Genomic DNA, 12,544 nt, shown 5'->3' on the forward strand with positions numbered 1-12,544 from the left:
TGTGCTTCCTCCTAGTTCAATGTGATACTTTGACGTGTTTCACTGCTTTTATAAATCGCATCGACGATTACGGAAACAGTCATCGCTTCTTCCGGCTTGACGATCAGCTCTTCAAGACCAAGGCAGCTATTAATGAAGTTTGCCGCTTGAGGAAGACTTGGATCCTCCTCACCTGGAATCCAGTCGGCTTCACTGTTCAAAAGCATGCCGTGCTTCATCTGATTGATGTGTAGAGGAAAAAGGTCGATACCGCCCGTTTCCCCGGATATACTCAAGCTTTCTTCATCACCCTTCACATTGGCCGACCACGATGTTTCAAAGAGCATCGATGCGCCGTTATCAAACTTGATATAGGCGGTCACATGATCATCGACTTCAAAGTTCTCACGGTCGAAGTCTCCCCACTGGTTGACTTCCCCAGGGATCCTGCTGAGCTTGTTGTAGGCTGTGCCGGTCACTTCAACAGGCTTCGGGCTCCCGAGTAACCAGAGTGACAGGTCAAGGAAGTGGCAGCCGTAATCGATGAGACTTCCGCCTCCTTGCAGCTCCTTATTCGTGAATACGCCCCATCCCGGAACCTTTCGTCTCCGGATGGCCCTTGCCCTTGCCACGATCGGCTCACCGATTTCGTTTGCATCGATGAATCGTTTCGCCGCCCTTGAATCTTTCATGAACCGGTAGTGATAGGCTATCGCCAATACTTTCCCTGATTTCTTGGAGGCGTCGATCATCGCCTGGCATTCTTCAGGCGTCATCGCCATCGGTTTTTCACAGAATACATGGACACCTGCTTGAAGCGCCGCTATCGTTATTTCACTGTGGAATTTATTCGGCGTACAGATTGTGACGGCATCGACATGTTCGAACATGTCACGGTAGTCTGAGAAGACCCTCGGGATATCGAACTCTTTAGCGACGGTTTCTGCCGTCGATGCGTTGATATCACTGACCGCTTCCAGTGATACCGTATCGGATAATTTTATAAACGTTGGGATATGACGGCTTTGGGCGATTCCCCCGACCCCGATCATTCCCATTCGAAGCTTTGACATGCTGCATTCACCTCAGGTTACAGTTTTACGATGGTTTTCGTTTCATTTGATTGGAGTGCCGATAACACGACCTGCAGGGACCTCATTCCTTCCCTCCCGCTTACTGGTGGTTCGGTGTCCCCGAGAACGGACTGTACAAACTGATCAATCACACGTGAGTTCGTCTGACCCTCATCATCATTCGTTTGGATGCCGCCAAGTTCATATCTGACGACTTCACCTGTTGCGTATTGCACAACCAATGAATGAACCGGATCATCCTCTAAACGGAGAATCGCTTTTTCTCCGTAAATGATCGTGGAGTTGTCTTCTTTCGACACGTACGACCAGCTGGCTGCAAGGGTCCCGATCGTTCCGCTTTCTGTTTTCAGCACACATACCGCGGTATCGTCCACATCGGCATTTTCCTTTGCGCTGGTTTCAACAAATGCCCCGACTTCCACGAATTCTTCACCCAGCACATATCGAAGCAAATCGGTCTTATGGACACCGAGATCCCCCATCGCGCCGATGAACGCTTCATCCTTTTTAAAGAACCAGCTGTCTTTGCCGTCCGCACTCCATCCTTCCGGGCCGCCGTGGCCGAATGCTGTACGGAAGCTGTAAATCTTGCCGACTTCACCTTTCTCGATCAGCTCTTTCGCCTTCTGGTGTGAAGGAACAAAGCGCTGATTGTGTGCAATCATCAATTTCTTTCCGCTCTTCTCGGCAGCTGCAATCATGTTCTCCGCTTCTTCCGCCGATGTTGCCATCGGCTTTTCACACAGTACGTGCTTACCCGCATTCAGTGCGGCAATCGAGATCGGTGCATGTAAATAGTTCGGCGTACATACACTGACGGCTTCCACTTCATGGTTGGAAAGAAGTTCTTTATAGCTCGTATAGGCTTCGGCCCCGTATTTTTCAGCCGTCTTCCTGGCACGTTCCTCCACGATGTCGCAAACCGCCACGATCTCTACATTTTTATTACTCTCATATTCAGGCAGGTGACGGTGTTGAGCGATGCTTCCACAGCCGATGACCCCGATTTTTAATGAACTCATTTTACTTCCTCCTTTTCACCCTTCGCTTTGATTTCTTCCAGAGGCTTTGCATTTCCGTAAACAGGTCTGTTGCGCCCAACAGGCTTTGCCCATTCAACGGCATTGATGATCACTTTCTGGACTTCACGGTTATAATAAGTCGGATATGTTTCGTGACCCGGACGGAAGTAGAAGATCTTGCCGTTGCCGCGCTGATACGTACAGCCGCTCCTGAACACTTCCCCACCTTCGAACCAGCTCACCATCACCAGCTGGTCGGGTGCCGGGATGTCAAAATGCTCACCGTACATTTCTTCTTTTTCAAGCTCGATGGTTTCCCCAAGGCCTGCAGCGATTGGATGACTTGGATCGACAATCCAGATGCGCTCTTTTTCATCGGCTTCCCGCCATTTCAAATCACAGGACGTCCCCATCAGCTCTTTGAAAATTTTTGAAAAGTGACCGGAATGCAGAACAATCAATCCCATTCCGTCAAGGACACGCTGCTTCACCTTTTCCACCACATCATCCGACACTTCTTCGTGAGCGATATGCCCCCACCAAACAAGGACATCCGTCGATTGAAGCACCTCATCGGTCAGTCCGTGCTGTTCTTCATCAAGCGTGGCTGTCCTCACCTTAAAGGATTCTCCCTCGAGGAAAGATGCGATTTGTCCATGGATCCCTTTAGGATATACTTCACGCACCTTTTCACTTTTCTGCTCATGTCGATTTTCATTCCATACCGTAACGTTTATCATGATTTCAACCTCCGCTTTTATGATTTAGTAGAAAGGGATTGCCTATATTCATTCGGTGTCATCCCGACTTGTTTTTTGAAGACTTTACTGAAGTATTTCTCGTTCCCGTACCCGACTCCATAAGCGACTTCATATATTTTCAGATAGGGATTCTCCAATAACTTCATCGCTTTATCCAATCGGATGTGGGTCAAATAGTCGATGACCGTATGCTTATATTCCTGTTTGAACTTCCTTGAAATGTATTCCCTGCTCAAGAAGAACGTATCTGCGATTTCCTGGAGGGTCACGTCCTCCTGGTAGTGCTGTTGCAAGTACTCTTCAATCTGTTGCATATTGGTTTTCTCTTTTTGATACTTCATCGATGTCAGCGCTTCCACCAACTCGTTGAACTCCCTTATCTTCTCTTCCTTGAAACGCCTGAAAGAAACTGTACCATCCTCCCTCCAGTAGTCTGTCCCGGGGGAAAATGGGGATGAGCTCTCAATCTTATATTCTTTCAACCAATTATTCCGGAGTATTTCAAATTGATTTTCCCACACATCGATTTGCTCCAACGAGAGTGTGTGATGGCTTTCAAGCGTGTGAAAAATTTCTTGAAGCCGTGATTCCACACCAGCTGGATTCCCTGTCTTGATGGCCCATTTCAATTCATTGGAATAGTCGAGCAAATGCAGTAGTGGTCTGGATTCCGTCTCGGAAGCAATGATTTTTTCTACTTTTGTTAAATCATGCCGCATATACCCTTCCAAAGCGGATGAATAGGCCTCCAGTATGTTCCTCGATGGTTTACCTAAAGCAACCGATGTGCATACTTTACTGAACTGGTAAATTAGCGAATAGACTTGATCCAGTAAGTACGCGATGTTCTTATCATTCCAGAAAAGGATGACGAGCTCCCCGTCTTTGTGGATGTTCCTGAAACAAACGCCATCATTGTTCTTTCTCAACAGCTCATTCCCTATATTGGTCACGGTGAAGAAGGCGAGGTCTTCATCGCCATGGAATGATTTCATGACGATAGGCTTGATCCTGATCAGTGCGATCGTCTTCTGAACTTGAAGGAATGGTACTTCATACTCCGTTCGAATCTTCTCTACTGCAGCTTCACTGTTCGAATCCGTCCTGCACAGAGTTGAAAACAGCCGATCCCAATAAAGCGGCTTCACTTCATTGACTACACGGTTTTCATTGACCAGGAACTTTCTTGTACGGGCTTGTTCCTTCCATTCATTCACGGCTTTTTCCAACGTCTCATTGAGAATATCGGGTTCGATCGGCTTCAGGATATAATCAAAGCTATTATAGTGAATGGCATTTCTCATATAGTCAAAATCATCGTAACCGCTCACTACGATCGTCTTACTTTTGATATCCGATGAATGGAGCCACTTTAGAAGATTAATCCCGTCAAGCCTCGGCATCCTCATATCCGTAAAGATGATTTCCGGCCTGTGTTCTGTGATCAAGCTCTTCGCCTGTTCCCCATCCTCTGCCTCGAGAATGGTGACGATTCCGAATCGCTCCCAGTCCGCTAATAAAAGTAATCCTTCACGCACATGTCTTTCGTCGTCAATGATGATTGCTTTCATTCGCTTCACCTTCCCTCTTAATCGGCAGCTTCATCGTAACTTTGAAACCTCCTTCATCAAGATTCTCAAGAAGTAACTCGGCTGCCTCGTCATAATAAAGCTTCAGCCTCACGTATACATTTTTCAATCCGATATTCGTGGCTTCCCCAGTCTTATTCAAGGCTGCTGCACGAAAATGTTCATAGATCTCCTCTAATCGTTCCTCCTTCACACCGATGCCGTTATCCTTTATGGTGATCGCAAGCATTTCCTCTTCTTTCATGCAACTCAGATGAATCTTTCCGATCCCATCCCGAATGTCGAACCCATGCTTGAAATAATTCTCAATGATCGGCTGAAGAATCATCTTCGGAACGACAACCTCCTTAACTGAATCATCCACCTCTATGCTGTATTGGAGATTTTCGCCGAATCGTTCCTTCTGGAGAAGCAGGAATGCTTTAGTGTAATTGATTTCCTTATCCAAGGGAACCAAATCCTCTTCCATGTTCATCCCGTATCTCATGATTTTTGAAAGATGCGTAATGAGCGTATACACCTGAGGGACTTTATTCTTTAACGCTATCGTCCCGATCGACTGAAGGGCATTATAAAGGAAGTGAGGATTGATCTGTGATTGAAGCACTTTTAGTTGGTTGCTTTTATTCTCAATTTCCAGCTTATACTCCCGGTTGATCAGCGTATTGATCCTTTCAATCATTTGTTGAAACCTGTATCCGAGTAACCCGATTTCATCTGAACCGAATACAGGGAATTGTACATCCATATTCCCTTTTTCCACTTGCTGAATATTCCTCAAAAGCACACGGATCGGTGATGTGATTTTAAATGAAACGAAAAGGGTGGCAAGAACGACAAGCGTCAATCCGAGGATGCCGAATAGGATATTGATCTTCGCCACACTGAAGGCGCTTTCGTAAAGGTTCGCATAACTGACTCGTTTTGCAAGGATCCACCCTCCTGCCGATGCGGGCAGCTGATCGTACATGATGACCCCGTTGAAATTATCTTCTTTCCATTCAAGCGTCCCGGCGACTTCTTTGCCATCTACAATCCGCTTGATCCACTTCTGGTTATTCTTATCATCCGAGACTTCAAGGTCAGAGCTGTAGATCATATCCCCTTCAGGAGTCAATAAATAGAATTCTTCAGAGTCCGGTGTATAGAGATTTCGGCTTAAGTCGATGATCTTATCCGGGGATATATCCAGCGAAATATATGCAAGCACGTCATCATCTGGGATATTCCTGAAAGCTCTATGTACAGTGATGATATTTTTCGAACGTCGGATTTCCTTTTCCTGCTGAGGATCATTCGGCTCAATATACATATTGTAAGGACTTCGCTCGGCCCTAAGAAAGGCATCCATATCCCTGTCATTCCTTCTTTTTGAAAAAACGACGGTCGATCGCTTCGTTGCTGAAATCATCCTGTCTTCTTCCTTAAAAGAAATCGTCACTCCGTTGATTGTATCCCCTGTGTATAAAAGGGTTTGGACCACATTCTTGACAATGCCGATCGTCAAATAATCGTTTCCTTGACCAGGATTCCTCATATAATTGATGAAATCAGGATTATTATAGAGTGATAATGTTAAGTCGTTCAGTTCATTGATATAACTTTCCAAGTTGACCTTACCCTGATACAACAAATTCCTACTCTCTGCCACCACTTGATCCTCAATCGAATTCTTCGTGTACAAATATGTGATGATGATTGAACTCCCAAAAGGAACGATGGTCGTAATCATGAGGAGGATGATCAGCTTATTGCGAATACTAGTCTTTAACATGAGGGACAATACCTCCACACATTGCTTATCCCTAGTATAATACCTACTTGTACATACATGAAGGATTTTTTCGAAATAATGCTAGTTTTCTAACAAAATCACAGATGACCCTAAGCAGCAGAAGAATAGACAGAAAGCATGCCTCTTAAAGACATGCTTCCCTCATATTCTGTTTTACTTCAAGTTATCCCAAGATTGTTGGAATCTCTCAAGTAAAGTATCATAATCGATTTTTCCTGCAGCGTATTCCTGGATCGCTGCTGCGAACTCTTTGTTTGCCCCATCTGGCCACATGAACCAAGTCCAAGGAATCGTTTTCTCTTCTTTTGAGTAATCAAGAATGGAAGTTCCGAGATCACCAAGTCCTGCAGGCTCGATATTATCGAATGCCGGGATGAAGGCAAATTCCTCAGTGACATATCGTTTTCCTGTTTCAGACGAAACCATCCAGTTCAAGAATGTTTTCGCTTCTTCAAGGTGCTCAGAGTTCTTGTTCAATACCCAGTTGTTCGGTACACCGACAGGAAGACTGTTTGCACTTTCTTCATTGTTCAATGCAATCGGCAGGAAGCCCATATTGATATCCGGGTTGATCTCAGTGATCATATTCTCAGTCCAGTTACCTTGTTGAAGCATCGCCGTTTCACCAGAAGCGAATAGCGTCACTTGCGTGTTGTAGTCCGTTGTCAACGGATTATCGTTCGCATATTTTAGCTCAGTATCAAGTACTTCCTTGAATTGCTTGAACTTCTCATTTCCTATGATCTTTTCAGATCCATCGTAAAGACCAGCAATGAATGCTTCAGGATCATCTTGCTGTGCAAAAGGAATGTTCAATAAATGCTGACCGATTACCCACCATTCTCCGTAACCAGCTGAGAATGGAGTGATGCCTGCTTTTTCAAGTTTCTTAGAAGCATCCTTCAGTTCATCAATTGTCTTTGGAGCCTCTTTGATACCCGCTTTTTCAAATAAATCCTTATTGTAAACAAATCCATAGCCTTCTAGATTAACAGGCATACCATAAAGCTTACCGTCTTCAGCCGTCATCGGCACTTTACCGATTGGTAGAACATGCTCTACCCATGGCTCACCAGAAAGATCCGCTAACTTCTCTTTCCAAAGCTCAAGCTCTTTGAATCCACCGTTGTTGAAGATATCCGGCTCTTCCCCGGAAGCAAATTTCGCCTTTAGTGCAGCACCGTAATCGGCCCCTCCACCAACTGTTTCAAGTTTCACCTTGATGTTTGGATGTTCTGCTTCAAATTCCTTGATCATCTCTTGAAGCTGATCCGCAATTTCCACTTTAAATTGGAACAGGTTTAGAGTGACAACGTCATCCCCCGACTTAGAATCCCCGTCGCTTCCTGATGACGATTCTTTCGACGAACAACCTGCAATGATCCCAAATACAAGAACAAAAGATGAAAGTAATAAAAGAATGCGTTTCATAAATGGTTTGACCTCCCTGATATAGTTTTATTGTATATAAAGTCCTGTGTGAATGACAGAACCTTTATATCTACTTGATGGACCCCGAAGCAATCCCTTTGATGATATGTTTCTGCAGGAATAGGAAGAATACAATGATCGGTGCGATACCAAGCATCAGCGCCGCAAGCCCCATATCCCATTGCTTCGTATACTGTGCAAAGAAAGAGCTTGCTGCCAGCGGAATGGTGCGCAGCTCTGCATCCTGTAATACAAGGAGAGGAAGCAGATAGTCATTCCAGATCCATAGTGTATTCAGGATGATGACGGTGACTGTGATCGGCTTCAAGAGAGGGAATACGATTCTCCAGAACACACCGAACTGGCTGCAGCCATCAATCATCGCTGACTCCTCGATCTCGACAGGAACGGTTTTCACAAAACCGTGAAATAAGAACAGTGATAATGGAACCCCGAACCCGAAGTACATGATGATCAGACCAGGAATGCTATTCGTCAGATTCAATGCCCCTCCGAGCTTCATCAACGGAATCATCACGGTCTGAAACGGGATGACCATCGCTGAGACAAAGATGACAAATAAAATCTTGCTGAACTTGCCCGGTGTCCGTACCATCTTCCAAGCAGCCATCGAACTAATCACGACCAACCCGATGTTGCTCGCCACCGTGATGACCAGAGAATTCCAGAATGCCCTTGGGAAGTTAATCACTTCCCATACTTTCGCATAATTAGAAAACATGAATTCCTTCGGCCACGCTGCAGCATCAATGAGAATCGCAGCAAACGGCTTAACGGAATTGATCAAAACGAAGTAAAAAGGAATCAAGAAGATGAGACCCAGCACAATACCGATAATCTCAAGTACAAACGTCTTCTTTGTATACCGATTGCCCATTATGCCTCAACCTCCTTCTTCTTCGTGAACATCACTTGAACCGTGGTGAAAATCGCTACGACGACAAAGAATAAAATGGACTTCGCCGTTCCTAGACCATAACGATTATTTTGGAAAGCTTCCTGATAAATATTGATCGCGACTGACTGAGTCGAGTTGAAAGGTCCTCCCCCAGTTAACGAGATATTCAAATCAAAGATTTTGAACGCCATCGAAATCGTGAGGAAAAAGCAAATTGTGAATGCCGGAAGAATCAATGGGATGATGATCCTCGTCAGGAGCGTCCAGTTTGATGCCCCGTCCATCTTCGCTGCTTCCAGAAGGGAATTATCCACCCCTTGCAGTGCCGCTACATAAATGACCATCATATAACCGCTGATTTGCCATGCAAACACAATGACGATCCCCCAGAAAGCCGTCTTCTCATCTCCAAGCCAAGGCATCTTGAAGAATGCGATATCCGTCATATTCCCAACGGACGCAAACCCCTTTACAAAGATAAACTGCCAAATGAATCCTAGTAGTAAACCGCCAATGACATTCGGGATGAAAAACACCGTTCTCAGGATATTACGTGTCTTGAGAGCTGCATTTAACAGTAAAGCAAACCCAAATCCGATGAGATTACTGATGATAACCGCCGCAAACATGAACTTCGTCGTAAACATAAACGAGTTAAAGAACGTTTTATCATTCGTAAATATCTGTTTATAGTTGTCAAATCCTACCCACTCCACAACCGAACTGACTCCATTCCATGAAGTGAAAGAATAATAGACTCCCATCAAGAAGGGAAGAATTTGAATCACAAGGAAAAAAATAAGTGCAGGTCCTACAAAAGCAGCATACGTCAACAAACTCTTATACTTAAACTTCTTCTTCGATACTGCCTTGATTTGTGCTTGGGTCTTTACCGATCCGGTCTGAATCCCAGGTTCCACATGTATCACCGCCCTCATTTAATGTAACCGCTTTCTTTTATTATAACGGGGATCCTTTTTTAATGAGGTCAACAAAATTGACAAAGAAGGTGCACTATTTTGACTATCTGATGTCGGAGTCAACCCCTTCATTTTATCCCCCCTCACATTTAGGGAAGATGGTATGGTAGTATGAATACTGTAAAAACTTTCTAGGAGTGAATGAAATGAGGAAAGGATTGAATATTGTCTTCACTACAATTGAGGTGTTGCTCATTTTTGGGGCATTCATCTATTTCTTTGATGACAACTATTTTAATGATGCCACTGGCTGGACGTTTCTTCTTATATTCTGGCTGGTAAGGACCGTGCACCAGATGCTGCTTGATTATATGGACGGCAATAAGAATAGAGCAAGATTTCAATTGGTGTTCGCGTGTGTAATCTTGGGGTTGGTGGTTTGGAAAAGGTTCGGGTAGTTGGCTTTGTGATTGTTTGTTTTGGGTTGGGGGTTTGCAGCTTTCAGCGATGAGGTTAGTTGTTTTGTCGTTTAGACAGTGGCGTGAAAAGATGGTTGGGTGATGTGGGTGTCGTGGAAAACGATTAGGTGCAGTTTTAGGGGAAAATAAGTATGGAATGGTTCTTATTCTGGTATGAGTATGATTTGAAGACGATCTGATGCTTTTGGATGGTGGGGATACACGAGTTGAAGCAGGTCATGGTAGTGTGTTGGAGTGTAATTGCAACTGATCATAAATAATTGCACCAACTTTTCATTTATTGGACCGATTTCACGATAATCATTCAACATAGGTAGGTCCCAACAAAAGCTAGCCACTCCTCCTAAATCAACAGTCTAGCCACTTCTGAAAATGAAAAAAGACTTTCTCAGTAAGAGAAAGTCTTGTATATGTATGCTTGGAGCGGGTGATGGGAATCGAACCCACGACATCAGCTTGGAAGGCTGAGGTTTTACCATTAAACTACACCCGCTTATGGTACCGGTGGCCGGGGTCGAACCGGCACTCCGTGAGGAACACGATTTTGAGTCGTGCGCGTCTGCCTATTCCGCCACACCGGCATACATATATGGAGGCGCCAACCGGATTTGAACCGGTGATAAAGGTTTTGCAGACCTCTGCCTTACCACTTGGCTATGGCGCCTTATTATTGGAGCGGAAGACGGGATTCGAACCCGCGACCCCCACCTTGGCAAGGTGGTGTTCTACCACTGAACTACTTCCGCAAAAACTGGGCTAGCTGGATTCGAACCAACGCATGTCGCAGTCAAAGTGCGATGCCTTACCGCTTGGCTATAGCCCAATAATAGTATATGTCACATTCATAAAGATGTGAAAAGTTGGGGCGACTGATGGGAATCGAACCCACGAATGCCGGAACCACAATCCGGTGCGTTAACCACTTCGCCACAATCGCCGTGTTGTTTGGCAGGGGCAGTAGGAATCGAACCCACACCAAAGGTTTTGGAGACCTTCGTTCTACCGTTAAACTATGCCCCTATGAATATTTGTTTACTGCTTACTCTTCGCATATAAGCATATTGCTCCGCTTCGCTGCGCAAAGGTTAAGGAAGATTATTTTACTCCGCTGAGGCTTCGCAAAAAATCATGGTGGAGGGGGGCAGATTCGAACTGCCGAACCCGAAGGAGCGGATTTACAGTCCGCCGCGTTTAGCCACTTCGCTACCCCTCCATCCAATGAATGGTGCCGGCAAGAGGACTTGAACCCCCAACCTACTGATTACAAGTCAGTTGCTCTACCAGTTGAGCTACACCGGCAAGGTGATAAAATATGGTGGCTCAGGACGGAATCGAACCGCCGACACATGGATTTTCAGTCCATTGCTCTACCAACTGAGCTACTGAGCCGTTATTAATGTTACGTTCCTAAATTAAGATCCGATTGTCCATCGTCCATCTCTCAGAAGGATTATTCAAGAAGTTGCTCGAGCTGTACGCTGATGTTTACTCGGGGAAGCTTATTCACCGTTCTCTACCAATTGAGCTACTGAGCCATTGAAACTTCATTTGAACCATTTATTGAAAATGGCGGTCTGGACGGGACTCGAACCCGCGACCTCCTGCGTGACAGGCAGGCATTCTAACCAACTGAACTACCAGACCAATGGTATTGCGGGGACAGGATTTGAACCTGCGACCTTCGGGTTATGAGCCCGACGAGCTACCGAACTGCTCCACCCCGCGACGATAAAAAATGTTCTTTAATCTCTTTTCTTATGGTAAGATATTTTGCTTTCGCAAAAATCTATGGTGGAGGATGACGGGATCGAACCGCCGACCCTCTGCTTGTAAGGCAGATGCTCTCCCAGCTGAGCTAATCCTCCGTTATGTATGTTGAGTTACTTTAAAAACTCAATGGTGACCCGTACGGGATTCGAACCCGTGTTACCGCCGTGAAAGGGCGGTGTCTTAACCGCTTGACCAACGGGCCAGGTAAATATGTTATGGCGGAGAGCAAGGGATTTGAACCCTTGAGACAGTGTTTGACCGCCTACACGATTTCCAATCGTGCTCCTTCGACCACTCGGACAGCTCTCCATATGGCTCCGCAGGCAAGATTCGAACTTGCGACCGATCGGTTAACAGCCGATAGCTCTACCACTGAGCTACTGCGGAATGATGTGCCTGGCGACGTCCTACTCTCACAGGGGGAGAGCCCCCAACTACCATCGGCGCTGAAGAGCTTAACTTCCGTGTTCGGCATGGGAACGGGTGTGACCTCTTCGCCATTGTCACCAGACAATTTTTTATGTCTTTTTTAAGGACAAGTACTATTATATCGTCTTTTAAGTTTTTTTCAAGACTTTTTTTGTACTTTTTAAGAGATTTTTTTGCTCTCTCAAAACTAGATAAAGGATTGATGTCAAGATTACCGGTATTGCCGTTGTTCATTTAAAAATGACTCTTTGTGGTTAAGTCCTCGATCGATTAGTATCAGTCAGCTCCACATGTCACCATGCTTCCACCTCTGACCTATCTACCTAGTCATCTTCTAGGGATCTTACTCACATAAA

General features: G+C 45.2%; 9 protein-coding genes, 16 tRNA genes and 2 rRNA genes. 1 reads left to right on the plus strand and 26 read right to left on the minus strand.

Features of this window, described 5'->3' with window-relative positions; genetic code table 11:
- Positions 1-11: 11 nt before the first annotated feature.
- From LCM10_RS16425 to LCM10_RS16460, 8 genes are all read right to left on the minus strand, one after another.
- Positions 12-1,052 (minus strand): Gfo/Idh/MocA family protein, encoded by a 1,041-nt coding sequence (locus LCM10_RS16425; RefSeq protein WP_224877380.1) that lies wholly within the window; start codon positions 1,050-1,052, stop codon positions 12-14.
- Between the two features lie 17 nt (positions 1,053-1,069).
- A complete protein-coding gene (locus LCM10_RS16430; protein ID WP_224877381.1) occupies positions 1,070-2,095 on the minus strand; it encodes a Gfo/Idh/MocA family protein in 1,026 nt (341 codons plus the stop codon).
- A complete protein-coding gene (locus LCM10_RS16435; protein ID WP_224877382.1) occupies positions 2,092-2,835 on the minus strand; it encodes a ThuA domain-containing protein in 744 nt (247 codons plus the stop codon). Before LCM10_RS16435 ends, LCM10_RS16430 begins: the two co-directional genes overlap by 4 nt.
- Before the next feature lie 17 nt (positions 2,836-2,852).
- Positions 2,853-4,427, minus strand: coding sequence for a response regulator (locus LCM10_RS16440; protein WP_224877383.1), 1,575 nt, complete (start codon positions 4,425-4,427; stop codon positions 2,853-2,855).
- Positions 4,408-6,219, minus strand: a complete 1,812-nt coding sequence (locus LCM10_RS16445) for a sensor histidine kinase (protein ID WP_224877384.1) — start codon at positions 6,217-6,219, stop codon at positions 4,408-4,410. Before LCM10_RS16445 ends, LCM10_RS16440 begins: the two co-directional genes overlap by 20 nt.
- A gap of 174 nt (positions 6,220-6,393) precedes the next feature.
- Entirely contained in the window at positions 6,394-7,671 is a 1,278-nt protein-coding gene (locus LCM10_RS16450) for an ABC transporter substrate-binding protein (protein WP_224877385.1), read from the minus strand.
- A 70-nt stretch (positions 7,672-7,741) separates the two neighbouring features.
- Positions 7,742-8,569 (minus strand): carbohydrate ABC transporter permease, encoded by an 828-nt coding sequence (locus LCM10_RS16455; protein ID WP_224877386.1) that lies wholly within the window; start codon positions 8,567-8,569, stop codon positions 7,742-7,744.
- A complete protein-coding gene (locus tag LCM10_RS16460) occupies positions 8,569-9,528 on the minus strand; it encodes a carbohydrate ABC transporter permease (protein ID WP_224877387.1) in 960 nt (319 codons plus the stop codon). The genes LCM10_RS16455 and LCM10_RS16460 overlap by 1 nt, the downstream gene beginning before the upstream one ends.
- 188 nt (positions 9,529-9,716) lie before the next feature.
- Here LCM10_RS16460 and LCM10_RS16465 point away from each other — a divergent pair, with 188 nt between their 5' ends.
- Positions 9,717-9,968, plus strand: coding sequence for a hypothetical protein (locus LCM10_RS16465; RefSeq protein WP_224877388.1), 252 nt, complete (start codon positions 9,717-9,719; stop codon positions 9,966-9,968).
- Between the two features lie 440 nt (positions 9,969-10,408).
- Here the strand turns inward: LCM10_RS16465 and LCM10_RS16470 are convergent.
- From LCM10_RS16470 to LCM10_RS16555, 18 genes are all read right to left on the minus strand, one after another.
- Positions 10,409-10,482, minus strand: a tRNA-Gly gene (locus LCM10_RS16470).
- 3 nt (positions 10,483-10,485) lie between these two features.
- Positions 10,486-10,570 (minus strand) — tRNA-Leu (locus LCM10_RS16475).
- Between the two features lie 9 nt (positions 10,571-10,579).
- Positions 10,580-10,653 (minus strand) — tRNA-Cys (locus tag LCM10_RS16480).
- A 7-nt stretch (positions 10,654-10,660) separates the two neighbouring features.
- A tRNA-Gly gene (locus LCM10_RS16485) sits at positions 10,661-10,735 on the minus strand.
- 5 nt (positions 10,736-10,740) lie between these two features.
- Positions 10,741-10,812 (minus strand) — tRNA-Gln (locus LCM10_RS16490).
- A gap of 38 nt (positions 10,813-10,850) precedes the next feature.
- A tRNA-His gene (locus LCM10_RS16495) sits at positions 10,851-10,926 on the minus strand.
- Positions 10,927-10,935: 9 nt separating this feature from the next.
- A tRNA-Trp gene (locus LCM10_RS16500) sits at positions 10,936-11,009 on the minus strand.
- A 109-nt stretch (positions 11,010-11,118) separates the two neighbouring features.
- Positions 11,119-11,202 (minus strand) — tRNA-Tyr (locus LCM10_RS16505).
- Positions 11,203-11,212: 10 nt separating this feature from the next.
- Positions 11,213-11,288: transfer RNA gene (locus LCM10_RS16510), tRNA-Thr, on the minus strand.
- Between the two features lie 14 nt (positions 11,289-11,302).
- Positions 11,303-11,378, minus strand: a tRNA-Phe gene (locus LCM10_RS16515).
- A gap of 178 nt (positions 11,379-11,556) precedes the next feature.
- Positions 11,557-11,633: transfer RNA gene (locus LCM10_RS16520), tRNA-Asp, on the minus strand.
- Positions 11,634-11,640: 7 nt separating this feature from the next.
- Positions 11,641-11,714 (minus strand) — tRNA-Met (locus LCM10_RS16525).
- A 64-nt stretch (positions 11,715-11,778) separates the two neighbouring features.
- A tRNA-Val gene (locus LCM10_RS16530) sits at positions 11,779-11,854 on the minus strand.
- Positions 11,855-11,886: 32 nt separating this feature from the next.
- A tRNA-Glu gene (locus LCM10_RS16535) sits at positions 11,887-11,961 on the minus strand.
- Between the two features lie 14 nt (positions 11,962-11,975).
- Positions 11,976-12,068, minus strand: a tRNA-Ser gene (locus tag LCM10_RS16540).
- Between the two features lie 3 nt (positions 12,069-12,071).
- Positions 12,072-12,146 (minus strand) — tRNA-Asn (locus LCM10_RS16545).
- Positions 12,147-12,153: 7 nt separating this feature from the next.
- Positions 12,154-12,270: ribosomal RNA gene (rrf, locus tag LCM10_RS16550) — 5S ribosomal RNA — on the minus strand.
- Between the two features lie 168 nt (positions 12,271-12,438).
- Positions 12,439-12,544, minus strand: a 23S ribosomal RNA gene (locus LCM10_RS16555); the annotation flags it as partial.

This window comes from Rossellomorea aquimaris, assembly GCF_020171925.1.
Lineage (GTDB): Bacteria > Bacillota > Bacilli > Bacillales > Bacillaceae_B > Rossellomorea > Rossellomorea aquimaris_F.